General features: G+C 34.9%; 21 protein-coding genes and 1 pseudogene. 8 read left to right on the top strand and 14 right to left on the bottom strand.

Going from position 1 to position 25,414, the window contains the following annotated elements:
- Positions 1-236: 236 nt before the first annotated feature.
- The 4 genes from FLAK523_RS04605 to FLAK523_RS04590 all read right to left on the bottom strand — a co-directional run bounded on the left by FLAK523_RS04605 (position 237) and on the right by FLAK523_RS04590 (position 7,673).
- The gene (locus FLAK523_RS04605) at positions 237-3,086 is read right to left on the bottom strand and encodes a TonB-dependent receptor (protein ID WP_248906995.1); all 2,850 of its coding nucleotides are present in this window, start codon (positions 3,084-3,086) and stop codon (positions 237-239) included.
- Positions 3,087-3,384: 298 nt separating this feature from the next.
- A complete protein-coding gene (gene glmS / locus FLAK523_RS04600; RefSeq protein ID WP_248906993.1) occupies positions 3,385-5,232 on the bottom strand; it encodes a glutamine--fructose-6-phosphate transaminase (isomerizing) in 1,848 nt (615 codons plus the stop codon).
- Between the two features lie 8 nt (positions 5,233-5,240).
- Positions 5,241-6,845 (bottom strand): DUF4270 domain-containing protein, encoded by a 1,605-nt coding sequence (locus FLAK523_RS04595; RefSeq protein ID WP_248906991.1) that lies wholly within the window; start codon positions 6,843-6,845, stop codon positions 5,241-5,243.
- 21 nt (positions 6,846-6,866) lie between these two features.
- Complete coding sequence (locus FLAK523_RS04590; protein ID WP_248906989.1) at positions 6,867-7,673, bottom strand: glycogen/starch synthase; 807 nt, start codon at positions 7,671-7,673, stop codon at positions 6,867-6,869.
- Between the two features lie 78 nt (positions 7,674-7,751).
- Here FLAK523_RS04590 and panC point away from each other — a divergent pair, with 78 nt between their 5' ends.
- The 7 genes from panC (at position 7,752) to FLAK523_RS04555 (ending at position 14,938) form a co-directional block, all read left to right on the top strand.
- Positions 7,752-8,630, top strand: coding sequence for a pantoate--beta-alanine ligase (gene panC / locus FLAK523_RS04585; RefSeq protein WP_248906987.1), 879 nt, complete (start codon positions 7,752-7,754; stop codon positions 8,628-8,630).
- A gap of 14 nt (positions 8,631-8,644) precedes the next feature.
- The gene (gene panD / locus FLAK523_RS04580; protein WP_248906985.1) at positions 8,645-8,995 is read left to right on the top strand and encodes an aspartate 1-decarboxylase; all 351 of its coding nucleotides are present in this window, start codon (positions 8,645-8,647) and stop codon (positions 8,993-8,995) included.
- A 192-nt stretch (positions 8,996-9,187) separates the two neighbouring features.
- Positions 9,188-10,336: an alpha/beta hydrolase gene (locus tag FLAK523_RS04575; protein ID WP_248906983.1), complete on the top strand. Its 1,149-nt coding sequence runs from the start codon at positions 9,188-9,190 to the stop codon at positions 10,334-10,336.
- Positions 10,336-11,697 carry a DNA repair protein RadA gene (gene radA, locus FLAK523_RS04570; protein WP_248906981.1) on the top strand — a complete coding sequence of 454 codons (1,362 nt, stop codon included), beginning with the start codon at positions 10,336-10,338 and terminating at the stop codon, positions 11,695-11,697. The genes FLAK523_RS04575 and radA overlap by 1 nt, the downstream gene beginning before the upstream one ends.
- 184 nt (positions 11,698-11,881) lie before the next feature.
- Positions 11,882-12,286 carry a hypothetical protein gene (locus FLAK523_RS04565; RefSeq protein ID WP_248906978.1) on the top strand — a complete coding sequence of 135 codons (405 nt, stop codon included), beginning with the start codon at positions 11,882-11,884 and terminating at the stop codon, positions 12,284-12,286.
- Positions 12,287-12,363: 77 nt separating this feature from the next.
- Positions 12,364-12,774: a hypothetical protein gene (locus FLAK523_RS04560; RefSeq protein WP_248906977.1), complete on the top strand. Its 411-nt coding sequence runs from the start codon at positions 12,364-12,366 to the stop codon at positions 12,772-12,774.
- A gap of 202 nt (positions 12,775-12,976) precedes the next feature.
- Positions 12,977-14,938: a transglycosylase domain-containing protein gene (locus tag FLAK523_RS04555; RefSeq protein WP_248906975.1), complete on the top strand. Its 1,962-nt coding sequence runs from the start codon at positions 12,977-12,979 to the stop codon at positions 14,936-14,938.
- A 127-nt stretch (positions 14,939-15,065) separates the two neighbouring features.
- Here the strand turns inward: FLAK523_RS04555 and FLAK523_RS04550 are convergent, their stop codons facing one another.
- The 3 genes from FLAK523_RS04550 to FLAK523_RS04540 form a co-directional block, all read right to left on the bottom strand.
- Positions 15,066-16,103 carry an aldo/keto reductase gene (locus FLAK523_RS04550; protein WP_248906973.1) on the bottom strand — a complete coding sequence of 346 codons (1,038 nt, stop codon included), beginning with the start codon at positions 16,101-16,103 and terminating at the stop codon, positions 15,066-15,068.
- Positions 16,104-16,205: 102 nt separating this feature from the next.
- A complete protein-coding gene (locus FLAK523_RS04545; RefSeq protein WP_248906971.1) occupies positions 16,206-17,147 on the bottom strand; it encodes an OmpA family protein in 942 nt (313 codons plus the stop codon).
- Positions 17,148-17,186: 39 nt separating this feature from the next.
- On the bottom strand, positions 17,187-17,951 hold the full coding sequence (locus tag FLAK523_RS04540; RefSeq protein WP_248906969.1) for an exodeoxyribonuclease III: 765 nt from the start codon (positions 17,949-17,951) through the stop codon (positions 17,187-17,189).
- A 138-nt stretch (positions 17,952-18,089) separates the two neighbouring features.
- On the opposite strand from FLAK523_RS04540, the gene FLAK523_RS04535 reads away from it, so the two are divergent.
- Positions 18,090-19,895, top strand: a complete 1,806-nt coding sequence (locus tag FLAK523_RS04535) for a lysophospholipid acyltransferase family protein (protein WP_248906967.1) — start codon at positions 18,090-18,092, stop codon at positions 19,893-19,895.
- Positions 19,896-19,958: 63 nt separating this feature from the next.
- Here FLAK523_RS04535 and FLAK523_RS04530 read toward each other — a convergent pair whose 3' ends face one another.
- The 7 genes and pseudogenes from FLAK523_RS04530 to rsmA form a co-directional block, all read right to left on the bottom strand.
- Positions 19,959-20,240 carry a TM2 domain-containing protein gene (locus FLAK523_RS04530; RefSeq protein WP_248906964.1) on the bottom strand — a complete coding sequence of 94 codons (282 nt, stop codon included), beginning with the start codon at positions 20,238-20,240 and terminating at the stop codon, positions 19,959-19,961.
- Positions 20,241-20,286: 46 nt separating this feature from the next.
- Positions 20,287-20,727 carry a VOC family protein gene (locus FLAK523_RS15265; protein ID WP_368670300.1) on the bottom strand — a complete coding sequence of 147 codons (441 nt, stop codon included), beginning with the start codon at positions 20,725-20,727 and terminating at the stop codon, positions 20,287-20,289.
- Positions 20,704-21,648 (bottom strand): annotated as a pseudogene (locus FLAK523_RS04525) (2-hydroxyacid dehydrogenase); the annotation flags it as partial. The pseudogene FLAK523_RS04525 and the gene FLAK523_RS15265, both read right to left, overlap by 24 nt.
- A gap of 51 nt (positions 21,649-21,699) precedes the next feature.
- Complete coding sequence (locus FLAK523_RS04520; RefSeq protein WP_248906963.1) at positions 21,700-21,912, bottom strand: hypothetical protein; 213 nt, start codon at positions 21,910-21,912, stop codon at positions 21,700-21,702.
- A gap of 508 nt (positions 21,913-22,420) precedes the next feature.
- On the bottom strand, positions 22,421-23,197 hold the full coding sequence (gene proC, locus FLAK523_RS04515; protein ID WP_248906961.1) for a pyrroline-5-carboxylate reductase: 777 nt from the start codon (positions 23,195-23,197) through the stop codon (positions 22,421-22,423).
- Positions 23,198-23,245: 48 nt separating this feature from the next.
- Positions 23,246-24,598: a magnesium transporter gene (gene mgtE, locus FLAK523_RS04510; RefSeq protein WP_248906959.1), complete on the bottom strand. Its 1,353-nt coding sequence runs from the start codon at positions 24,596-24,598 to the stop codon at positions 23,246-23,248.
- A complete protein-coding gene (rsmA, locus tag FLAK523_RS04505) occupies positions 24,588-25,367 on the bottom strand; it encodes a 16S rRNA (adenine(1518)-N(6)/adenine(1519)-N(6))-dimethyltransferase RsmA (protein ID WP_248906957.1) in 780 nt (259 codons plus the stop codon). Before rsmA ends, mgtE begins: the two co-directional genes overlap by 11 nt.
- Positions 25,368-25,414 lie beyond the last annotated feature (47 nt).

Below are 25,414 nucleotides of genomic sequence, written 5' to 3'. Positions count from 1 at the left end.
ATTAAATAGCTATTTAGGTTTATGAAATATATCGAACCAAAATTAACCGATTAGATACTTTTTTCAGAGTGCAAAGATAATTTTTAAAATATAAAATCAATAATTTTTTATGTAAAAAAATCGAAAACTTTACAAATTGCGCAACGAACACTAAATAACCGAAGAATACGGTTAAAAAAAGAAAAACCACTGCGTCCTAAAACGAGTGGTTTTTCCTAATAGTTTTTAATCTAGAATTATGGATTGATAGTCCAAGAAGCGAAATATTGTTGCCCAATTAATCCAGCACCCAATACTTGCATGTATTCTTTTCCACCAATGTTTGAAGCCCCTACTTTAAGAGTTGATTTCAACTTAGGGAAATTATAATTGATTTGAGCATCAACAACTGTAGCAGAAGGAATAACTCCATCAACCATTGTAGATTGCCATAAATATTCATCATTCCATCTTCCACTTACATTAAATCCAAAGTTCTCAAATAATTTTTCGTTACCGAAAGACACTTTAACTCTATGCTTAGGCGTATTGAATCCAGGCTCAAAACTAGGATCTTGCGCTTGATCAAAATCAAACTGAGCTAAGTTATAGTTCAATCCAGCCTCGAAATCTCCAAATAATTTTTTAGACAATCCTAAACCAAAACCAAATGAATTAATTTCAACTTTAGTATTGGTATACAACTGGAACACTCTAAAGTTATCATTACCAAGCGCGTGTAAGGTTTGAGCACCTGGATCCGCATTACCTAGAAGAGGGTTTGGAGAATCTACTGCTTTACCATATAGAGGAGCAACTACGTTTAGGTTTCCAATAAAGTCATTATAAATGTTATAATATCCATTGATATCTATTGTAAATCCTTCTACAACAGATCTGTATCCCGCTTCAAATGCTTTTACACGCTCAGGCTTAACGAAAGAAACATTTGTTTTTCTTAATAAAGCAGAAGCGGCAATTATATTTGTCCCTGCCAAAGCACTAAAAGCACCCACAGAAGAAGCCGTATAAGAGTTATTATAAGCATTTAATCCATTAATCACAACACTATTCCCTCCAGCCAAAAACTGTCCAGCAGCAGTAAAAATAGGTCTCGTTTCACTAAATCTAGTTAAGTTATCAGGAGCTGAACCAAGTAATATAGCGTTACCTACATCAAAACCGATGTATTGATCTTGAGTTGTTGGATTTCTGAAACCTGTTTGAAACGATGTTCTGAAATTATGTTTTTTATCACCACCACCTGTGTAAACAAACGAAACTCTTGGAGAATAGTTCCCGTCAAAATTTTGAGATTTGTCATAACGAATAGATCCCGTGAATTTCAAACGATCATCCATGAATTTTTTAGATACTTGTGTATATGCACCATAATCATTGTAAAGAATCGGTCCATTTGCATCAGTATAAATTCTACCATGAGAATTTAATTCATAAGCTCTGTAAGAACCCCCAACTTGAATTTCAGCAAACTCAATAAGGTCTTTAAAGTTGTAGTTAGCATCAGAATGATAAATTTTAGAATTATCAACTAATTTAGACCCTTTTAAAACACTAGCCTCATTAGTTACTTTATTAAAAGCATTGTTAAATGCTGTTGTACCAGGAACTAATCTACCTGTTTGAGCAGCACCACGCGCAAACGCATGAGAAGCGGCCGCATTACCAGCGTAAGTCGAACCAAATAAACCTGCAAAAGCTTGAGAATATGCACCCGCATACTGACCAAACCATGTATTATCATCTTTCCACTGTCTATTTATATTAATACCAGTAAACAACATATCGTATGATTTTCCACCATCTTCAGTTGTAGTGTATCCTCTTACGAAAAAGTTTTTACCTTTTATCTCTAACTTATGTTGTTGCATAAAGAAGTTATTCAAATAATATCTATTCGCTCCTTGATAAACAGCATTACCGTATCCAAATTTACTTTGCCAAATCACTTCCACATCGTTTGCGAAAGGCTTGTAATGCACAGAGAAATCAATTTTAGTATTACTTGCTTTATTATCCGTTAAATCAGTTTCATTATATCCTGTTCTAGATACATTTTCTTTTGGCAACAAGTTTGCAAGACCTGAAGGCAATAGACCACCAGCAACCAATTTCTGTCCTACGTTATAAATATTTGTAGTTACCTCATCCCCGTAAGTATTGATACCATCATAATTATGATGCCCTCTTGTTCTACCAGCAACCGTTTTATCATCATAATTTGTAGCGTACCAGTCCGTACCTTTCATATAGGTGAAATTTGCTTTTGCAGCTAACTTTGGACTAAAGGCATGCGCCATTCTAATTCCGTAATCTACATACTCATTATTACCCGCTGCTTTTTGGCTTGTTTGTCCAAATTTAGCGTAAGCTGTAATTCCTTGACTTGTAAAAGGACTTTTACTGTTCATAAATAAAATTCCGTTGAATGCATTTGCACCATACAAAGCAGAAGATGCTCCAGGTAACAATTCCACACTTTGAACATCAATTTCAGAAATACCAATCATATTCCCAAGAACAAAGTTCAACAAAGGAGAAGAGTTATCCATTCCATCCACTAACTGCATAAAACGAGTATTAGCCACTGTAGCAAAACCACGTGTGTTGATCGATTTAAAAGACAAACTACTCGTGTTCATCTGAACCTCTTTTAAGTTTTCCAAACCATCATAATAAGAAGCAGAAGCTGTTTTCTTAATATCAGCAATTCCCATTCTTTCAATGGTAACCGGAGATTCAAAAACACGCTCTGGAGTTCTTGACGCAGAAACTACAATCTCATCTAATTTAGTTTCTTCGTCCTCAAGTAGTACTGATACTTTTTGGTTGTTTGAAGTAACGGTCAATTTTTTAGACTCGTACCCCACACTTGAAATAGTAATTGTCCAAGGAAGTTTTTTAGACGAACTTAAAGTAAATTGTCCATCAGCATTAGTAACTGCACCAGCATTATCACCAGAAATTTTGATGTTGGCGCCAAAAATTGGTTGATTGCCAGCATCTGTGACAACACCCGAAATTGAACTTTGAGCAAAAGTAATGCTGCAAAAAAACAATGACATAAATAGTAAATACACTCTCATTTAGTTAAATATTTGTTGGTTTAAGTTGCCAAATTACAATTATTTTTAATATTATTAAAAAAACGTTAAAAAAAATTAATAATTATCATAGTTCTAATCACATAAATGAATATATCACATTATTATTCCTTAAAGGATTAATGTATTTTACACATTAATTTTAGTAATTTACTATGCATACATATAATTTTTAAGACTATAATTACATATATCATAATAATTCACAACATATGAAATTTATGCCATAAAAAAAGCGCTCACAAGGTGAGCGCTTTCATTTTAAAACAATATTAAGATATTACTCTACAGTAACAGACTTAGCTAAATTACGGGGTTGATCCACATTACAACCTCTCATAACAGCAATATGATAAGACAATAGTTGCAATGGAATTGTTGTAATTAATGGAGATAGAGCATCTGAAGTTTCAGGAATCTCAATCACATAATCCGCTAAATCACGTACTTGCGTATCTCCTTTAGTAACTACAGCTATAATTCTTCCGCTTCTGGATTTGATTTCCTGTATGTTACTCACAACTTTATCATAATGTCCTTGCTTAGGAGCAATAACAACCACAGGCATATGCTCGTCTATAAGAGCAATAGGTCCGTGTTTCATTTCAGCAGCAGGATAACCCTCAGCATGTATATATGAAATCTCTTTAAGCTTCAACGCTCCTTCTAAAGCTACCGGGAAGTTATAACCTCTCCCCAAATACAGACAGTTAGGCGCGTCTTTAAAAATAGCCGCTATTTCTTTAGCTTTATCATTAGTTTCCAATGCTTCTTTAACTTTCTCTGGAATTAATTCCAACTCCTGTAAATACATATGAAAATCTGATTGCGATAAAGTCCCTTTAGCTTTTGCTAAACGCAAAGCTATCATAGTCAAAACAGTAATTTGAGTGGTAAAAGCTTTTGTAGATGCTACACCTATTTCAGGTCCTGCATGCGTATAAGCTCCAGCATGACTTTCCCTAGAAATAGAAGAACCCACAACGTTACAAACACCAAAAACAAAAGCACCATTTTCTTTTGCCAATTTAATTGCAGCCATAGTATCAGCTGTCTCTCCTGATTGAGAAATAGCGATAACTACATCACGACTGTTTATAATTGGATTTCTATATCTAAATTCAGAAGCATACTCAACCTCTACTGGGATGCGAGCAAACTCTTCAAAAATATATTCGGCTACTAAACCAGCATGCCAAGAAGTTCCACAAGCAATAATAATAATCCTGTCAGCGTTTAAGAATTTTTCTAAATTATCCTCAACCCCAGACATTTGAATTATTCCTTCATTTGCATGTAATCTCCCTCTATAAGTATCTTTTATTACACTTGGCTGCTCATATATCTCTTTTAACATAAAATGCTCATAGCCTCCCTTCTCAATTTGCTCCAAATTCATTTGAAGTTCTTGAATATAAGGATCAACTAATGAATCATCTTTAATTTTTCTAACTTCCAAAACTTTATGAAGTCTGATATTAGCCATTTCACCATCTTCTAAATAAATAGCGTTAGATGTGTATTCGATAAAAGGTGAAGCATCAGAAGCAATAAAATACTCTCCTTCTCCTATTCCTATTGCTAAAGGACTTCCTAAACGAGCTACAACAATTTCATCTGGATTTTTTTTATCAAATACTGCAATTGCATAAGCACCTACAACTTGATTTAATGCCAATTGAACCGCATGACCTAATTTAATGTTTTCGTTTTTTTGAATTTCTTCAATAAGATTAACCAAAACTTCAGTGTCTGTATCCGAATGGAAAACATACCCTCTTTTGATTAATTCCAACTTCAAAGGACCGTAATTTTCAATAATTCCGTTATGAATTATTACTAAATCACCTGAATTAGAAGTATGAGGATGAGAATTCACGTCATTAGGCACACCATGTGTCGCCCATCGAGTGTGACCTATTCCTATAGTTCCATTTGTTTTTAATTCTTTATCAGCTTTAGTTTCAAGATCTACAACCTTTCCTTTAGTCTTACAAACTTTTAGATCTTTACCATCATACAACATAACACCAGCACTATCATAACCTCTATATTCAAGTCTTTTCAAACCCTTAATAACAATTGGATAAGCTTCTCTATGGCCTATATATCCTACAATTCCACACATAATTTAGTTTAATTAAGTTTTGTATAAATAATTTCAAGTTTTAATCTCTTAGCATAATCTGGATCATTTGTAAGTATATTATTTCCAAATAAAACAGTCCCTAAGGGATTCATTACAGATGCTTTTGGCACTCTAGAAATATAAGAATTTGAAGTGTTCAAATAATTAGAAGTAATAATACCAATATCTTCAGTTACAACAAGACCTAATTTTACATTTGTAGAATCTTTTTTAATAAGATTACGTACTTGATTCGTAATTCTGATCTTATAAGTCAAACCTCTACCGTTAGCCGCTGTTGATTTAGTAATTATTCCACCGTGTAATGTTTTAACATTATGTTTAGCAGCACCTGAAGTACCATCATAATCATAATCTATAACTGGTCTATTATTATTTAGATCATATAGATAGATTCTTTGTGGCTCAAAACTGTTTGCCATAGTGTTAGCATCAATATGAAAAACAAGATTTGCTTCATTTATCAACCATCCTTTATTCTTAATTAATTCTAATTCATCAGCAACACCATTGTTGTCAGCATCAGGTCCAAATAATTCCAAGATTGCCATTGAACCTTCTCCACCCTTTAGAAATAATTTCTTATCACCACTAGTTCTATTGATATTAGCTGTGTTTGTTGCATTCTCATAAGAAACATTGCTATTACTTTGAGTTAAAAGACTTACTGTATTCCCTTCAAGTTTAAGAACTATAGTTTTTTCTACTTTTGTATTATCAGTAGTAGAGGTATCTTCTTTATATTTAATGGTAATTTTACCCGCTTTAAAATTCAGCATAGATAAATTTCCTGCACTAGTTCCTGAATTTTCAACTTTAAAATACAACCCTCTAAAATAATCTTTAAAAACATCAAGTGAAGATAATTTAGCGGCAGGGGCATTTAAAATTTTTGAAGCAAAAAAGCTCTTATTTAAACTTAATCGCATTCCAGGCACAGTAGCTGTCGTTTTAGTAACGCCATCAACGGTTGTAGTTTCACGGTATTCTGCTGCATCAAAGAAAAACTCGTCATTCTGGGATTTAGCAATATCATCGTTTAATCTGTTACCAACTTTAGCATTATCAAAAGCTGCGTTTTGATCCGTAAAGAATTTCTGCTTTTCAACAAATCCAGTTAAAGGATCCTGATCTCTCATAAAATAACCAGACTCATAAACACCTAATTTCAACTTTGCACTACTAGACCCGTAAATTGAATCTAACACATAGGTTCTATTTCCATCAGCTAATACTACTGTTTGAGTAGCATCTACAAAATAAGGAATTGTCAAAACAACACTTTCAATAACAGGGTTAGTACCAATAGTTGGGCTCAATGTTTCCAAAGATACTTGAGTAGCAAAATTAGCGGTAGTTTTTCCAAAAGCAGGATCGTCATAAATACCTAAAGCATTTATTGGCAAATCATTAGACTGTACAGGGGTTATTTTTTGATTATAGGCAACGACTTCGGAAGTATACTTATCAAAACCAAAGTTTTCACCACCTATTAAACCATCACCTATGGTATTATAATCTTTATCACAAGAACATAAAAGAACGACACTTGCTAATAAAAGAATTTTCTTAACAGAAGAATTATTGTACATATTTAATAATAAAAGTTTAATTTACAGAACCTCGTTTAAATAAAAGTTGGTATACGCTTCCGCGAATCCATCTTTCGGAGCGAAAGGTAAAAAAGGTTTCCCTGAAGATTCTATAAATTTTGTTAAACTTGGAGACAAACTATCTGAAGCAACAATTACAGCATCAGAATGCTTAATAGAAGCTTTTATAATATTCTCATAGTCAGGAGTTTTTAAATCCTCAATGGCATCCGCAGGAATTCCATCCATTTCAACTTTATTAATCATACCCGCATCTAAAGTACCGTCAAAAGACTGACTGTAAACTGAAGTAATAATTTTAGTGTCTGAAAACAAAGCTTCATTTTTATAATAATGCTTCATATAAATAGGCAACATTGAAGCCATCCATCCATGAACATGAATAATATCAGGAACCCAGTTGAGTTTCTTAACCGTTTCTACAACTCCTTTTGCAAAGAAAATAGCACGTTCATCATTATCTGGATACATCACTCCATCTTCATCTGTAAAAGTTGCTTTCCTTTTAAAGTATTCATCGTTATCAATAAAATACACCTGAATTCTTTCTTTAGGAATAGATGCCACTTTAATTATCAATGGCATATCAAGATCATTAACAACCAAATTCATCCCTGAAAGTCTGATTACTTCATGTAATTGGTGTCTTCTTTCATTTATATTCCCATATCTCGGCATAAAAATTCTAATCTGTCCGCCTTGATCATTCACCATCTTTGGAACATCGTAAGACATTAAAGAAACCTCATTTTCAGCCAGATAAGGCACCACCTCAGATGATACGTATAATATCCTCTTATCTTTCATATTGTAATTTACTTAGTTTATTGGTAATAAAAACCACGCAAAATTACAAAAATTTATGCAGTTATTAACTAAAATATTATGTTTGCACTTAATTTTAATAAAACAGTCATGCATATTTTCTATGAAAAAGTAGCTTTAATAGATCATTTAAAATCTATCGGAACCACTAATTTCAAAATCGGATTTGTCCCAACTATGGGCGCTTTGCACCAAGGACACCTGTCACTGATGCAAAAATCATTGTTAGAAAATGACAGTACTGTTGTAAGTATTTTTGTAAACCCTACCCAATTCAACAACAAGGAGGATCTTGATAAATACCCCCGAACCTTAGAAGATGATATCAGAAAAATCTCAACCTTAAGCGATCAAATTATTTTATTTGCACCAACAGTTGATGACATTTATGAAGGAAGCATACTATCACATCCATTTGATTTTGACGGATTGGAAAACCAAATGGAAGGAAAATTCAGACCAGGCCATTTTGACGGTGTGGGAACTATAGTAAAACGCTTGTTCGAAATTGTCACTCCCACAAACGCTTATTTTGGCGAAAAGGATTTTCAACAATTACAAATTGTCAAGAAAATGGTTTCTAAAAGTTCTCTAAAAGTCAATGTTATTGGTTGTCCTATATATCGGGAATCCAACCAACTGGCGATGAGTTCCAGGAACGAACGCTTAACTGCAAACGAAAGAGAAGAGGCTGCTGTGATCTATAAAACTTTGGCTTTAGCCAAAGAAAAATTTGAAACAAATAGCGCCAAAGAAGTATCGGAATGGGTTATTAAAACGTTTGAAAAAAACGAACATTTTACCTTAGAATATTTTCAAATTGCCGATGAAGCAACGCTATTGCCTTGTGTCAGAAAAACCCAAAATAAAAAATACCGCGCATTTATTGCCGTATTTATCAATAATATTAGATTGATAGATACAATTTCATTAAATTAATATAATTTTGTAGTATGCAAATTCAAGTTTTAAAATCCAAAATTCACCGTGTAAAAGTAACTGGAGCCGATTTAAATTATATCGGAAGTATTACTATTGACGAAACCTTACTCGAAGCTTCTAACATTATTGAAGGCGAAAAAGTATCTATTGTTAACATCAACAATGGAGAACGCTTTGACACCTACGCCATAAAAGGAGAGAAAAATTCTGGAGAAATCACCCTTAACGGACCTGCAGCCAGAAGAGTTCAAAAAGATGACATTATAATTATCATCTCTTATGCAACTTTGGAATTTGAGGAAGCAAAAACTTTCAAGCCTTGGATTATATTCCCGAACGAGAAAGACAACACCCTGACTTAAACTATTGAAAATCATAATCTTTAACACTCCCCGAAACTATATTTAGTTTTCGGGGAGTGTTTTTTTATTATAAGATATTGCCACAAAGTATCAATCTCTTAAACATATCTTGTTATATCCTAGAAGCAAATTAAAGTATTATATTAGCTGTTCCGTTTAAAATACGATTTCAATTTCTAATACCCCAAAATTATGAAACAGATAACCCTTTTATTTTTCTTTTGCATTTCAGTATTTTCACAAAAAAACACAGAAACATTCGACTCTTATAAATTAGGTGAAAAAAGAGAAATATCAATAGCGCTACCCGCTTCCTATAACCAAAACCAGACTAAGAAATACCCCTTACTTTTTTTATTAGACGGCGAATATTTATTCGATCCTTTTAATGGAGCTTTAACTTATGGTGCCTATTGGGATGATTTACCTGAAATGATTATTGTAAGTGTAAATCAAAATAAAAACGGGGAGCGATATTCTGATAGTAGTTTCGACACCGCAACTGGCTTGCCCGTTAAAAAAGGGGCAATGTTTTTTGAGTTTGTTGCAGGCGAATTGATTCCTTATATCGAAAAAAAATACCGCGTTGCCCCTTTCCGAATTATTGCTGGACACGATACTACTGCTGGTTTTTTAAATTTTTTCCTTTATAAAGACGTCCCTTTATTTAATGCTTTTATTTCGTTAAGCCCTGAACTTGCCACACAAATGGAAACTAGAATTCCGGAAAAATTAGCTAATTTAAAACAACCCGTTTTCTATTACCTTTCTTCAGGCGATAGTGACATACCTCAACTTCTTGAACCCATAAAAAACCTGGATGGAAACATAAAGGCAGTAGAAAATCCTTATTTAAACTTTAAATATGATTCCTTTAAAGATGCAACACACTATTCTTTAGTCCTTTTTTCAATTCCAAGTGCTCTGTATCAAATTTTCGGAACTTACAAACCTATTTCTTCAACTGAATATTCAGATAAAATTGTTGTTCTTCAAAGTGGATATGCTGATTATCTGATTAACAGATATGACGACTTATTTAAAAAAACAGGTTTAAGAATCCCGGTACGAATCAATGATTTTAAAGCTATAGAAGCTGCAATTCTAAAAAATAATGCATTTAACGATTTCGATAAATTAGCTGAAATCGCCAACAAATACTATCCAAAATCGATGCTTGGCGATTATTATTTAGGCTTGATGTATGAAAAAAACGGAGATGCAAAAAGAGCAATGAAAAAATTCCAAAGCGCGTCTCAAGCTGAAGAAATTGGAGGTTTAACCAAGGATATGATGTATGAGAAATACGACGAAATGAAAAGCTTAACACAGAAAAAATAATGTCAAAAATTAAAACTTCCTTCTTTTGCCAGAATTGCGGCACCCAATATGCCAAATGGCAAGGTCAATGCAATTCCTGTAAAGAATGGAATACCATTGCTGAGGAAATCATCCAAAAACAGGAAAAATCAGCTTGGAAAACAGAATCACCCACACAAGGTAAATCACCAAAACCGTTAAGAATTAACGAAATTGATTCGGCTCAAGAAATCCGAATGAACACCACTGATGGCGAGCTTAATCGCGTACTTGGTGGCGGAATAGTTCCTGGCTCTTTAATTCTTTTAGGTGGAGAACCCGGGATTGGGAAAAGCACATTGTTACTCCAAATTTCGCTCAAACTACCATACAAAACATTATACGTATCAGGAGAGGAAAGTCAAAAGCAGATTAAAATGCGTGCGGAAAGAATCACCCCAAATGGGGATAATTGCTATATCCTTACTGAAACAAAAACACAAAATATTTTCAAACAAATTGAAGCTATCCAACCCGAGATTGTAATCATAGATTCGATTCAAACACTTCATACTGATTATATAGATTCTACACCCGGAAGTATTTCTCAAATACGTGAAACTACGGCTGAGCTTATAAAATTTGCTAAGGAAACTAATATTCCCGTGATTCTTATAGGTCACATAACAAAAGATGGAAACATCGCAGGGCCAAAAATATTGGAGCACATGGTAGACACCGTTTTGCAATTTGAAGGGGATAGAAACCATGTCTATCGCATTCTGCGTTCCTTAAAAAACCGATTTGGTTCCACAGCCGAAATAGGAATTTATGAAATGCTGGGCAACGGTTTAAGAGAAGTATCTAATCCTTCTGAGATCTTAATTTCACATAAAGACGAACAACTTTCAGGGACTGCCATTGCCACTACCATAGAAGGGATGCGCCCACTGATGCTTGAAATACAAGCTTTAGTAAGCACCGCAGTTTACGGTACACCACAGCGTAGTACTACAGGATATAATGCCAAAAGATTAAATATGATATTAGCCGTATTAGAAAAACGTGCCGGCTTCCGATTAGGAGCCAAAGATGTTTTCCTGAACATTACCGGAGGAATATCTGTAGATGATCCAGCCATTGATTTAGCAGTAGTAGCAGCTATATTATCATCTAATGAGGACATCCCCGTTAATAAAGATTTTTGTTTTGCGGGAGAAGTTGGTTTATCAGGTGAAATCAGGCCGGTGAACAGAGTAGATCAACGCATCCAGGAAGCTGAAAAACTGGGGTTTTCTACCATTTTCGTTTCGAAATACAATAAAATTACACTTAAAAATACCGGAATTAAAATTCAACTTGTTGCTAAAATTGAAGATGTGGCAAGTATGTTATTTGAATAAAAATTCATTTACAGTTAGAATAAATAAAACATCTACGTCTAGTAGAACTCGGAAATAAGAAATTAAAAAAAGCCATAAATAGAGTTGTCTGTTGACAATTAACTATTTATGGCTTTTTTTTAACAAATTTCGCTCCTTTTATTTGTAACTTTATAATCTAACATTTCCAATTAATCCTTTCAAAATGAATCCATCAGACAAAACAATGGTTCGTTTCTACCAGCAACTAGGCAAGCTTTTTTACGGCATCGCTTCAGTTGATAAAAATGTGCGCGAGGAAGAAATTATAAAACTCAAAGAAATCATAAAATCAGAATGGTTGCCATTAGAAAACACGCATGACATCTTTGGCTCCGACAGTGCGTACCAAATAGAAATTGTATTTGATTGGCTTGTAGAGAATGATTGTGAAATGGATCAGGTACTGATTGATTTAGACATTTTTAAAAAAATACACAGTAGCTTATTTACGCCATCAGTAAACGAATTGATACTTAAAACTGCAAACGCTATTGCAAAATCATTTGCGAGAAAAAACAAGTCGGAACACGTATTGATAAGCAGAATAAGCGAACTTTTATCTTCGTGAAAATAATGCACTGAATTCTTCACTCATTATAATTTAGAAATGAACAAAAAGACACATTTAACCTAAAAATAAAAAACATGAAAAAGCAAACAGGTATATGGATTGATTCAACAAAAGCAGTCATCGTAACTTTAAATGACGGAAAGGAATTTGTATGCGAAGTGCAATCTGATTTGGAAAACAAAGTGTACCATGATAAAGAAGGCGACAAAGGAAGTTTTCAAGGAAATCAACATATCAACTCAGATAAGACTTTTGAAGAAAGAAGAAAACACCAAATGAATAACTTTCTAAAAGACGTCGTCTCTACAGTGGATGGGTCTGACGAGCTATATCTTTTTGGTCCAGCCGAAACCAAAAACAAACTACAACAGAAAATCAACGAAGATAAATCAGCAAAAGCTGGTAAATCACTTACTGTTGAAACGTCAGACAATATGACTTCTAATCAGATTGTGGCCAAAGTAAAACAATTCTACAACCACTAATTGAAATTCAAAGCAAGCAAAAATAAAGTCAATTGATTTGATTTACTATTTTAAAAAAAGCCACAACTTAATAAGTGTTGTGGTTTTTTTATACCTAAAAGATTATGAGGCTTTGGAAACTAAATTCAAACTATTCTTTTAAATTTGCCTTTGTACTTTGTGACATTAGGAGTATTCCGCAGATTAAAACGATAAAACACCTATGAGAACCAGAAAACAAAAAACAATAATAGCATTAAAAATAATTGCAGTTTTCATAGTTCTACTAATTAGTGTGTTTTTCTTGTTTAGGGACGCCATCTTAAAAGAGGCAATTGCAAAAACAGCTAAAAGGATCGAAAGAGACTATAACAGCATTTTAACCGTGAAAGAAGCGAGTTTTGTTGGGTTTTCAGGCTTCCAATTGAAAGAAATAATATTAGCCCCTAAAAACGCCGACACTCTTTTTAAAATTCAAAACTTAAAAAGCAGCATAAATGTCTATAAACTACTAACGGGAGACATTCAACTGGGAACTTTAGAAATTAAAAATGGTCTTATCCAACTTATAAAAAAAGGGGATATTAAAAATTTTGACGCCTTTTTGAACAAAGACAACAAAGAGTCTCTGATTAACGAAAGAAGAGATTATGCCAAGTTTGCTTATCGAATTATTTCCAAAGCGCTAAATCTAGTGCCAACAGATATGCGACTTGAAAACCTAACTTTCAAACTGGATGATAATGGTAAGAAAGCGACTATAGCCATCCAAAAATTAGTGTTGAAAAACAAAGAATTGGAAACCGACATTAACATTCAAACCAACACTTTTACACAGCGATGGAAAATTAAAGGACTCGCAGATCCAAGAAATGAAAAAGCAGACCTCCGATTCTTTAATATTGATACAGGCGCTATCAAGGTTCCTTATTTTGACGAACGCTATAATTTAAGCTCTAGTTTTGACTCCATAAGACTGAACATCCAAAACATTGATCGCAGCGGAGGAGAACTACATATTGACGGTTTTACGTCTATAACCAACCTAAGAATAAACCATTCGAAAATAGCCAACAAGGATGTCCTTATAAAAAATGCTAGATTTGACTATCGCTTCCTATTAGGCTCTGATTTTATTTCGATTGACAGTAGTTCGACCGTACAATTCAACAAAATAAAATTTCATCCTTATGTTTCTTACGATACAGAATCGGATACGGTCTACAAACTAAAAGTGGCTATCCCGAAAATGAAAGCGCAAGATTTCATTTCCTCTCTCCCTGACGGTTTATTTACCAATTTTCAAGGAATGGAAGCAGAAGGCAGTTTTGAATATAAATTAGATTTCAAGTTCAACAAAAACAACGCAAACGACCTGGTTTTCAACAGCAACTTGAAAAAAGAAAAATTAAAAATCACAAAATACGGCGAGGCTAATCTAAATAAACTCAACGGTGAATTCATGTATAGAGCCATAATTAAAAATGTGTTGCAACGCCCAGTATTTATAGGTGCTTCCAACCCAAATTTCACTCCGTTAGATCAAATTTCTCCCTACTTAAGAAAATGTGTCTTGACCACAGAGGACCCTTCTTTCTTTTCCCATAATGGTTTTATTAGTGAAGCATTCAAGCAATCCATTATTAAAAATATAAAAACTAAAAAATTCTCCCGCGGAGCCAGTACCATTAGTATGCAACTAGTTAAAAACGCATTTCTTACCCGCGAGAAAACACTCTCTAGAAAACTAGAAGAAATACTATTGGTTTACATTTTGGAAAATAATCGAATAACTAGCAAAGAGCGTATGCTTGAGGTGTATTTCAACATTATTGAATGGGGGCCTAATGTATATGGAATTGGAGAAGCGAGTCAATTCTATTTTCAGAAACGCCCACTAGATTTAACATTAAATGAATGTTTATATCTCGCTCGAATAATTCCCAGTCCAAGAAAATTTATGCATCAATTTAATGATCAGGGAAGTTTAAAAGATTTCGCCACAAAACAAGAATCTTTCTTGATAAACATTATGATTCGCAGGGGACTATTAGCCATTGATGATACCATTTACAAATCTCAAAAATTAACAATCTCAGGACCTGCCAAATCCCTAATCAGAGTAAGAGTTCAGGACACAACAGCTGTTGATTCTTTGAAAGTCGATAAGGAATATGAATTTTAGCATATAACCACAGAGTTCGCAAAGGTTTAAATTTGCTATTATTTTGTGATTTCGACAAAGGAGGAATCTCATAAGTGTGATTCTTCCTTTGTCGAAATGACAAACAACTCGATTAAATACTATTTAATTAAGGTGCCGGATCAGGGATTATCGCCTGGACAGCATCAGTAGCATTTAAAACTTCTTTAGAAAGAGTAACATTTATCGTGTCAATGTTTTCTTTTAATTGCTCCAATGTTGTAGCACCAATAATAGTACTGGTCAAGAAAGGTTGTTGTTCTATAAAAGCCAAAGACAATTCGGTTAAACTAAGACCGTTTTTAATGGCAATTTCATTGTACAACCGAGTAGCCTCGGTACATTGATCGCTGCTATATCTTGAGTATTGAGGGAACAAAGTAAGTCTCGCCTTTGGATGTTTTTCCCCGGTTAAAAACTTACCTGATAAAATACCAAAAGCCATGGGTGAATACGCCAACAAACCTACATTTTCTCTACTGCAAATTTCAGCAGAGGCATTTTCAAAAAGCCTGTTCAATAACGAATATGGATTTTGAATTGTTTTTATTCGAGGCAAATTATTGTATTTGTTTTCCTCAAGAAAACGCATAATTCCCCACGCATTTTCATTAGATAAACCGATGTGTTTTATTTTTCCTTCTTTAATAAATCCGTCCAAAGTTTCCAATACGGAATGAATGTTATCTTCCCATTGATCATCCTGTGTATGAAAACCACGCTGCCCGAAGTAATTCGTTTTGCGTTCCGGCCAATGCAGCTGATACAAGTCAATATAATCCGTTTGAAGGCGTTGTAAACTTTGATCCAAAGCAGTTTTAATACTCGAAGGAGAGAAATCCATAGTATCTCTCATATAGCCAAAATTAGGATTAGGTCCCGCAATTTTAGAAGCTAGAACTATGGCTGATCTTTTCCCGGATTTCTTAAACCAAGTCCCAATAATTTTCTCGGTGCTTCCGTAAGTGTCTTTATTGGCAGGAATGGAATACATCTCGGCAGTGTCAAAAAAGTTAACTCCGTTTTCAAGGGCATAATCCATTTGGGCGTGGCCTTCTGCTTCCGTGTTTTGTTGTCCAAAAGTCATCGTTCCAAGACAAATTTTGCTAACTTTTATATCAGTATTAGGTAGTGTAGTATATTTCATTTTAGTAATATCAATAGGTTCTAAGCTTCAAAGGTATTTAAAAAAAAGAAAAGGTCCAGAGTAAAAACCCTGAACCTTTGTAACTAGTAACTTTGAAAATTTTTAATTTATTTCATTCAGCATTTCAGCTATTTCGTCTAATCTTGGCGTTAGGATAATTTCAATTCTACGATTTTTTGCTTTCCCCTCTGCAGTTGCATTTGATGCTAAAGGCGAAAATTCACTTCTTCCGGCCGCAGTCAAATTTTTCTTGTTGACTTTAGTGTTTTCACTTAAAATAGCAACAATAGCAGTTGCTCTTTTAGTAGACAAGTCCCAATTGTTTGCAATAGGTCCTGAGCTTGTAAATCCATCATCATCAGTATGACCTTCGATTAAAACTGAAATATCAGGATTGTCCCCTAGAACTTTACCTACTTCCACTACCGCTTTTTTCCCTTCAGGTCCTACTGAATAGCTTCCGGAATTAAAAAGAAGTTTGTTTTCCATAGACACATAAACTTTTCCGTTTTTTTGCTCCACTGTCAATCCTTTTCCTTCAAAACTATTCAAAGCTTTTGAAAGCGTTTCTTTCAACTTCTTCATAGCCGCTTCCTTAGAAGCAATCATAGATTCTAGTTCCTGTAGCCTTTGTGCGCTCTTGTTCAATCGTTCTTGCTCAATAGCCAATGCTTTCCCTTTTGCATCTAACTGCTCCAGTAAATCACGGTTTTTACTCATATTAATTTGTAAAGATTCATTGCTGTTTTTCTCTAAAGCCTTATAAGACTCTTTCAACAAATCCATTTTATTATTTAAAGCACCATAATCAGCAAGCCATTTATCACGTTCTGATTTGGCTTTATTTAAATCGGCTTTTAAAGCGTTTCTTTCAATTTCTAATTGACTTTTAGCTTTTAAAAGATCCGCATTTTCATCTGCGACACTTCTATTTTCTTTTTTCAAATCAGTATACTTACTTTCCAGATCATTGTATATTTTCTTTGAAACGCAGGATGTAGTCAATGCTAAAACTAGCAATCCAAGAGAGATTTTTTTTATCATATTTACAGTTTTATTTGGGAATTTATTTTTATTTGAATGTTATTCTATTTCTACTAAAACGGGACAATGGTCAGAATGTTTTGCCTCCGGTAAAATAAGTGCTCTTTTTATTCTGTCTTTCATTGAATCACTAACTAAACAATAGTCAATACGCCAGCCTTTATTGTTGAGTCTTGCCGTAGGAACACGAACAGTCCACCAAGTATAATTATCCGGTTCTTTGTTTAAAAAACGGAAACTATCTATAAAACCATTATTCAAGAAAGCATCAAGCCAGGCTCTTTCTTCTGGTAAAAACCCTGAAACTTTTTTATTTCTAACTGGATCATGAATGTCTATGGCTTCATGACAAATGTTGTAATCCCCACAGATAACTAGATTAGGAATGGTAGCTTTTAGATCCGTAATATAATTTTGAAAGTCATCCATAAACATAAATTTATGATTCAATCTTTCGCTATTTGTACCTGAAGGCAAATAAAGGCTCATCACAGATAGATCATCAAAATCGACACGAACATTTCGACCTTCAAAATCCATGTGTTCGATTCCGGTACCATAAACCACTTTATTGGGTTTAATTTTAGACAATATGGCAACTCCGCTATATCCTTTTTTAGTGGCTGGAAACCAATAATGATAGGGATACCCCGCAAGTTCAAAATCCAATAAAGGAATCTGTTCAGGTGTTGCTTTAATTTCCTGAAGGCAAACCACATCAGGATTAGATTGTTGTAACCACTCTATGAATCCTTTGGAAATAGCCGACCGAATTCCGTTTACATTATATGAAACAATTTTCATTGGTAAATTTTTTTGTGTTCCAAAAGTAATAAAAATTAAAAAGGATATACCAGAAAAAACAAGAAAATCAAATATAGTAATAGTCGGATAATGGAGTTTTTTTCTATCTTTGTTTTTCGCTCAAAAAATAGAAAATAAATGGGTTTAGTAACCGCTAAAGAAGTTGCAAAAGCAATAAATGCTGAGAAATACGGAGTGTTCGGTACCTTTTCCGGATGGTTATTAATGAAAATGCTTAAGATTTCTACATTAAACAAAGTATACAATAGAAACAAACACCTTCAGGATGTTGATTTTTTAAATGGTATTTTGAATGATCTACAGATAAAGTTTGAAATTCCAGAAGAAGATTTAAAACGATTACCAAAAGAAGGTGCCTATATCACCGTTTCAAACCACCCATTGGGAGGAATTGACGGGGTTTTATTATTGAAATTAATGCTTGAAAGAGAACCAAATTTCAAAATTATAGCCAATTTCTTGTTGCATCGAATTGAGCCTCTTAAAAAATATATTATGCCGGTTAATCCTTTTGAAAACCACAAAGATGCCAAGTCCAGTGTGGTGGGAATCAAGGAAACGCTACGCCATTTAAGTGACGGAAAACCATTAGGTATGTTTCCCGCAGGTGAGGTGTCCTCTTATAAAGACGGAAAATTAATGGTTGACAAACCATGGGAAGAAGGTGCTATGAAGGTAATCCGAAAAGCTCAGGTTCCTGTTGTGCCCATTTATTTCCATGCAAAAAACAGTCGCTTTTTCTACCTGCTTTCAAAAATCAGCGGGACTTTTAGAACAGCAAAACTTCCATCTGAAGTATTTAGCCAGAAACATCGTGTGATAAAAGTAAGAGTTGGGAAGCCTATTTCTGTAAACGAACAGAATGAGTACAAATCGATCGAAGAATACTCAGAGTTCTTAAGAAAGAAAACATATATGCTTGCAAATCCTTTTGAAAAGGAAAGCAAACCACTATTGACTCCCCCAACATTAAAAATTACAAGAAGCCCAAAGGAAATAGCAAATCCAGCAAACGGTGAGAAAATGATTGCTGAAGTAGATGCATTAAGAAGTGCAGATTGCAGATTGTTGCAAAGTAAAAATTACGAAGTATTTTTTGCTGAAGCGGGGAAAATCCCAAACATCCTTCACGAAATAGGACGACTGCGTGAAATTACTTTTAGAGAAGTAGGTGAAGGAACGAATGAATCTATCGATTTAGACAAATTTGATCAATATTACCACCACCTCTTTTTATGGGATGAGGAAGCCCAAAAAATTGCCGGTGCCTATAGAATGGGATTGGGTTCTGAAATTTATCCTGCTCACGGAATTGAAGGATTTTATTTGAATGAATTATTTAGATTCGAACCTGAATTACACGATATGATGCACAAATCCATTGAAATGGGTAGAGCATTTATCATTAAGGAGTACCAACAAAAACCAATGCCTCTTTTCCTTCTTTGGAAAGGGATCATTCACACCACATTGCGTTTTCCAGAACATAAATTCCTGCTTGGTGGCGTAAGTATCAGCAATCAATTTTCGGATTTTTCTAAATCTTTGATGATTGAATTTATGAAATCGAATTATTACGACCCTTATATAGCACAATACATACACCCTAAAAAGGCCTATAAAGTAAAACTAAAAGATGCCGACAAAGATTTCATCTTTAATGAAACGGAAGCCGACTTAAACAAGTTTGATAAAATTATTGACGAACTGGAGCCAGGAAGTTTACGACTGCCAGTTTTGATTAAAAAATACATCAAACAAAACGCAAGAGTAGTTGCTTTTAACGTTGACCCTTTATTCAATAATGCTGTCGATGGTTTAATGTATATTCGAATAGCTGATATTCCTGAAAGTACTATGAAACCGGTAATGGAAGAATTTCAAGCGGAGCTAGAACGAAAGCTTGCCGAAAAAGAGGACTAAATTTCCTTTTCTAAAAACAAATAAACATAAAAAAGTCTCGACAATGTCGAGACTTTTTTATGTTTAAAACCAGCCTTTTTTATTAAGCTGATACGTATTGTAAAATTCCTGATCGGATTTTGTCAAATAAATTATTCCTTCTATAATCCCTAATATACCTGTAAGCATCCCGCAAGTAAAAAGGCTCATTACTAACCATATTATCCCTTCGGTGGTATATCCCAATAGAAATTTATGAATCCCAAAAGGAGCCAAAATTATAGCCAGTAATCCCGCAGCCAATTTTTTATTGTCCTGTTGAACAGGCTGAGGATCATTCCAATATTCGTGTTTTGAGTTTTCCATAGAAAGCTTACTTTTATAGATTTACGATACTTAAATTTATGAAATTTTATTTAAAAACGCTATCGATAGGTTCCCAAAGTTCAATTTTATTTCCTTCTGGGTCTAAAATCCAACCAAAGCTACCGTATTCAAAAGTCTCCATTTCCCCAACAATCGTTACCCCTTCCTCTTCCAGCTGACGCAATAATTTTTCTAAATTTGCGACCCTGAAATTTTGCATAAATTGTTTTTCGCTTGGCGCAAAATAATTCGTATCCTCTGCAAACGGGGACCATTGCGTAGAGCAGTCGGCGCCGTTGTTGTCTTTCCACCAAAAGGTCGAACCGTAATCATCGGTTTTAAAACCAAGGTGTTTTCCGTACCAAGCGACTAATTCTTTGGAGTTTTTAGATTTAAAGAAAATGCCTCCAATTCCTGTTACTCTTTTCTCTACTGAATCCGTCTTTGGCTGACCAAAATATTTCGCTTTTATTTTATCTACGATCACCTGAGCTAGTCTCTCGTGACTTTCAAATGTCCAGCCTGCAACGTGAGGGGTTAAAATGACGTTTTTAGCTTCCAGTAAAAACTGGAAAGCTTCCGGAGTGTTCTCATCCTGAAAAAGAGTTTCAAAAGATAATTTCTCATATTCCAAAACATCTAACCCAGCACCCAACACTTTGCCGAATTGCATAGCGGCTACCAAATCAGCAGTTTCAATATTTTTACCTCTTGAGGTGTTTATTATCCAAAAAGGCTTCGCAAACGCATCGATAAAGGGCTTATCCACCATTTTATTGGTTTCTGGTGTCCAAGGAATGTGTAAACTCAGCACATCAGTATTTAATTGTAGTTCTTCAAGAGTAACTTGAGTCGCATTGACATCACCTACTCCTTCCTGAATATCATAGCAAATCACCTTTACATCAAAACCGCGCAGTTTCCTTGCAAATGATTTTCCCATATTTCCATAACCTATAATCCCGACGGTCTTGCCATCAAGTTCGTGTCCGCGGTTGCTTTCCCGATTCCATTGCCCTGATTTTATTTCGCTATCAGCCGTGTTTAGTTTATTGAAAAGCGACAGAATCATTCCTAAAGTATGTTCGGCAACGGCGTTCTTGTTTCCTTCGGGTGCCGCGATGAGTTCGATGTTTTTGGACAACGCATAATCGCAATCGATGCTTTCCAGCCCCGCTCCAACGCGTGCTATGAATTGTAGATTAGTCGCTTTATCCAAGAATGCTTTATCGATATTAAAACGGCTACGAATAACGATGCCTTGATAATCCTGGATTTTGGCTTCGATTTCTTCTTTGGAAGAAGTAAAATCTTCGTGGTTCACAAAACCCAGTCCTTGCAATTGTTCCCACATTATTGGGTTGTTGCTATCGATGTGTAGAATTTTAATGTTTTCTGGTTTCAACATTTTGCTTTTAATTTTAATGTTGCTCAAAGTTACACATTTGGATTTTACAATTTAGGATATTGAAATCTCCTTTTTTTTATTTTGCTTTTTATAATTATACCTAGCCATTAAAGCCATAAACAAACCAAAAAAACAAGCATTAAAAATGAATTTCCATAATTTAAATTCACTGCCTTCTGAATAATCAAAACCCGCCAAAAGTCCAGCGTAAACTAATCCTGAAAGTAAAAATGTTAATGTCATTAATTTAATAAGTGGTTTCATTTGTATTGTTGTTATTGTTTAAAATAGTGGTTTTTAGTTTTCCAAAGTTATTAATGCGATCAAGGGTTAAAAGATTGTATTTTGTGCCGTTAGGCAATAATTATCGGTAGTAATTAGCTCAAAATTTATTAGCGTGCCGTAGGCACGCAACACCTATCGTTTTGTTGCGTACCTACGGCACGCTAAACTCGTTCCAATTCATATTTTCTACCAATGTTTAGTGCCTAACGGCACATTCGAACCCTTGATTCGCATTATTAAGTAACCTTTACAATTACGACGAAGGAGACTCGAGCGTTAGCGAACAGACGAAGTAAATCACATTATTTGCTCTTGTTATGTGATTTCTCCCTTTGGTCGAAATGACAAAAAAACGCTTAATATAAAGAGGTTGAACGAGGGCTCGCATTAGGGATGGAAGCGGCATCCCACGCATTTTTTTGCGTGGATATAGCGGACAGCCCGACCCGCCTTTTTTTGGCGGGGAATGCCCAAAAAAATTTAATTATTATCCCTTGATTTGTTTTAGAGAAGTTTTGATTCCGCGTATTAATGACGCGCTGAATCCGTGCATTTCCATTTCGTTCAATCCCGCAATGGTACATCCTTGTGGCGTGGTCACGCGATCGATTAATTGTTCTGGATGCACTTGTTCTTCCATTAGCATTTCGGCAGCACCTTTTACGGTTTGTGCTGATATTGCCAAGGCCGTTTGCCAGTCGAAACCTATCTCGATTCCGGCTTGCATAGAGGCGCGAATGTAACGCAAAGCAAATGCGGTTCCGCTTGCGGCAAGAACTGTGGCAGCATCCATTAATTTTTCGTCAATGATAGGCGCTGTTCCTAAATCTTGAAACAAGGTTACTAATTTTCGCCCTTGAAGCGCATTTTTTTCTTGAAACGAAATACACGTTGCGGATTCTCCAAACTGTGCCGCAATATTTGGCATAATGCGAATGGCTTGGTTCGTGTCTCCTATTTTGCTTTGAAGTGATTCTATAGACAATCCACTCACTGCCGAAGCAACAATTTTATTAGTGATTGCAGGAAGAATTTCGGCAAGAACTAAATCTACTTGATAGGGTTTTATGGTCAATATCACAATGTCGGCTTCCTGAATATTGTGGCAATTATCAGTAGACAAGATGATTCCGAGTTCTTCTAAATGTTTGATTTTGGAAGTATTCCTTCTCGTTACCGTAATACTATGGTTGCTGGAGAATTTTGCAATTCCTGTGGCTACTGAAGCTCCAAGGTTTCCGCCTCCTATAATGTGAATATTCATCTTGGTTCGTAGTTAGTTGGTTGTTATAGTTTTATTCGAATTTTAAGATTAAAACCCTAAAATTAGTTGTGCAATAGAAAAATAGATTAGAATTCCACAAATATCATTACTTGTCGTTATAAATGGTCCTGTTGCCAGTGCGGGGTCAATCCCAAACTTATCAAGCAGCAAGGGTACAAATGTCCCTATTAGCGATGCAATGATAATCACCGATACTAATGCGCTCGTAATTACAAAACCCATAATAGGCGGCTCGTCCAAAAGGAAATAACTTCCTAAAAACAAGATGCTAGCTAGAATGGCTCCGTTAAACAAACTTAATGCAACTTCCTTAATAAGACGGTTAAACAAAGAACCGCTCAAGGTATTGTTAGCCAAACCTTGAACTATAATTGCCGAAGATTGTACTCCAACATTTCCTGCCATTGCAGCAATAAGTGGTGTAAAAAAGAATAAGTTTCCGTGTAAAGCCATGGCTCCTTCAAATAAACCCAATACTCTTACGGTTATAAAACCTCCCAAAAGTGCGAGAACCAACCAAGGCAAACGTGCTTTTGACAATTCCAGAATGCTATCATCCGCTTCAACATCATTTGAGATACCCGCTGCCAACTGGTAATCCTTGTCAGCTTCATCCCTGATCACATCAATAATATCATCAATGGTGATACGTCCTACTAATCGTCCCATAGCATCAACAACCGGTATTGCTTCCAAGTCATACTTTTGCATAATCCTAGCTACCTCAACATCTTCGGCATCGACATTAACAGAGGTTACTTTCTTGATATAGATTTCGCCAATTTGCGTTTTAGTCGAAGTGGTCAATAAATCTTTTAGAGACAATCTTCCTTTTAATCTGTTTTCGTCATCCACTACATAGATGGAATGCACACGCGAAACATTTTCGGCCTGGGCACGCATTTCTTTAACGCAAGTAAGCACGCTCCAGTTTTCATTGACTTTCACAAGCTCTTTCCCCATCAAACCACCTGCGCTGTCCTCAGCATAACGCAAAAGGTCAATAATGTCCTTTGCGTGTTCTAAATCGTCCAGCTCAGAGATTACCTCTTCTTTTTTGGCCTGGGAAAGTTCGGCGATAATATCCGCCGCATCATCCGTATTCAGCTCATCAAGCTCTTCTGCAATCTCTTTAGCAGAAAGTCTTTTTAAGATATTTTCCCTTAAATCGTCTTCTAATTCAAGAAGGATTTCGGAAGTTTTTTCAGAATCTAATACTTTAAATATATAGGTTGCCTCGTCAAAATCAAGTTCGTCCAGAATCTCGGCAATATCGGCGTGATGCACGTCACTAAGAAGGCGTTCTAATTCCTTATCGTTCTTATTGACAATGTGTTGCTCTAATTCGAGTATTAAGTCTTTATTGATTTTAAATTCCATCGGCTTCTATTTTTTTAGTAAGTTCAATAAATTCGGCTACATTTAGTTGCTCCGGGCGAAGATTAAAAACTTCATCTGCTCTAAGTTCATCAGATAGATTCAGGGTTTTCAAACTATTACGAAGTGTTTTACGACGTTGTTGAAAAGCAGTTTTTACGACAGTAAAGAATAGTTTTTCACCACAAGGCAATGAATAATCAGCTTTTCTACGCAAGCGCAACACACCCGATTTTACTTTTGGAGGTGGAATAAATACGTTTTCATCCACTGTAAATAAATACTCCGCATCATAAAAAGCCTGAACTAAAACAGATAAAATTCCGTAAGCTTTCGTTCCCTTTTTTTCACAAATACGTTGTGCCACCTCTTTCTGGAACATTCCCGCAAATTCAGGTATCTGATCGCGGTATTCTAATGTTCTAAAAACAATTTGTGTCGAAATGTTATAAGGAAAGTTTCCAATGATGGCAAACTGCTTTCCTTGAAAAGTCTCGTTGATGTCATATCTCAGGAAATCCTTAGAAATGATTTTATCTTTTAATTTTGGGTAATTCTCGTCTAAGTACGTAACTGATTCTTCATCGATTTCAATTACATACGTATTGATAGGCTTGTCTAACAAATACTTTGTTAATACTCCCATTCCTGGGCCTATTTCTAACACATCGTCATAACCTTCTAAGTTCAATGTATCTGCGATATCTTTTGCAATACTCTCGTCTTTTAAGAAATGTTGACCGAGGTGTTTTTTTGCTTTTACTTTTTCCATTTTTTGTGTTTAAAGTTTAAAGTTCCAAGTTTAAAGTTGACCAACTC

The organism is Flavobacterium sp. K5-23 (assembly GCF_023278045.1).
GTDB lineage: Bacteria > Bacteroidota > Bacteroidia > Flavobacteriales > Flavobacteriaceae > Flavobacterium.
Note: the sequence above shows the minus strand (reverse complement) of the source record. Positions and strands in the feature narration are given on the sequence as shown.

What these genes read in the sequence shown, in the direction of transcription:
- FLAK523_RS04605 (WP_248906995.1), bottom strand. Translation starts at nt 3,086, where the DNA reads ATGAGAGTGTATTTACTATTTATGTCATTGTTTTTTTGCAGCATTACT.
- glmS (WP_248906993.1), bottom strand. Translation starts at nt 5,232, where the DNA reads ATGTGTGGAATTGTAGGATATATAGGCCATAGAGAAGCTTATCCAATT.
- FLAK523_RS04595 (WP_248906991.1), bottom strand. Translation starts at nt 6,845, where the DNA reads ATGTACAATAATTCTTCTGTTAAGAAAATTCTTTTATTAGCAAGTGTC.
- FLAK523_RS04590 (WP_248906989.1), bottom strand. Translation starts at nt 7,673, where the DNA reads ATGAAAGATAAGAGGATATTATACGTATCATCTGAGGTGGTGCCTTAT.
- panC (WP_248906987.1), top strand. Translation starts at nt 7,752, where the DNA reads ATGTTTGCACTTAATTTTAATAAAACAGTCATGCATATTTTCTATGAA.
- panD (WP_248906985.1), top strand. Translation starts at nt 8,645, where the DNA reads ATGCAAATTCAAGTTTTAAAATCCAAAATTCACCGTGTAAAAGTAACT.
- FLAK523_RS04575 (WP_248906983.1), top strand. Translation starts at nt 9,188, where the DNA reads ATGAAACAGATAACCCTTTTATTTTTCTTTTGCATTTCAGTATTTTCA.
- radA (WP_248906981.1), top strand. Translation starts at nt 10,336, where the DNA reads ATGTCAAAAATTAAAACTTCCTTCTTTTGCCAGAATTGCGGCACCCAA.
- FLAK523_RS04565 (WP_248906978.1), top strand. Translation starts at nt 11,882, where the DNA reads ATGAATCCATCAGACAAAACAATGGTTCGTTTCTACCAGCAACTAGGC.
- FLAK523_RS04560 (WP_248906977.1), top strand. Translation starts at nt 12,364, where the DNA reads ATGAAAAAGCAAACAGGTATATGGATTGATTCAACAAAAGCAGTCATC.
- FLAK523_RS04555 (WP_248906975.1), top strand. Translation starts at nt 12,977, where the DNA reads ATGAGAACCAGAAAACAAAAAACAATAATAGCATTAAAAATAATTGCA.
- FLAK523_RS04550 (WP_248906973.1), bottom strand. Translation starts at nt 16,103, where the DNA reads ATGAAATATACTACACTACCTAATACTGATATAAAAGTTAGCAAAATT.
- FLAK523_RS04545 (WP_248906971.1), bottom strand. Translation starts at nt 17,147, where the DNA reads ATGATAAAAAAAATCTCTCTTGGATTGCTAGTTTTAGCATTGACTACA.
- FLAK523_RS04540 (WP_248906969.1), bottom strand. Translation starts at nt 17,951, where the DNA reads ATGAAAATTGTTTCATATAATGTAAACGGAATTCGGTCGGCTATTTCC.
- FLAK523_RS04535 (WP_248906967.1), top strand. Translation starts at nt 18,090, where the DNA reads ATGGGTTTAGTAACCGCTAAAGAAGTTGCAAAAGCAATAAATGCTGAG.
- FLAK523_RS04530 (WP_248906964.1), bottom strand. Translation starts at nt 20,240, where the DNA reads ATGGAAAACTCAAAACACGAATATTGGAATGATCCTCAGCCTGTTCAA.
- FLAK523_RS04520 (WP_248906963.1), bottom strand. Translation starts at nt 21,912, where the DNA reads ATGAAACCACTTATTAAATTAATGACATTAACATTTTTACTTTCAGGA.
- proC (WP_248906961.1), bottom strand. Translation starts at nt 23,197, where the DNA reads ATGAATATTCACATTATAGGAGGCGGAAACCTTGGAGCTTCAGTAGCC.
- mgtE (WP_248906959.1), bottom strand. Translation starts at nt 24,598, where the DNA reads ATGGAATTTAAAATCAATAAAGACTTAATACTCGAATTAGAGCAACAC.
- rsmA (WP_248906957.1), bottom strand. Translation starts at nt 25,367, where the DNA reads ATGGAAAAAGTAAAAGCAAAAAAACACCTCGGTCAACATTTCTTAAAA.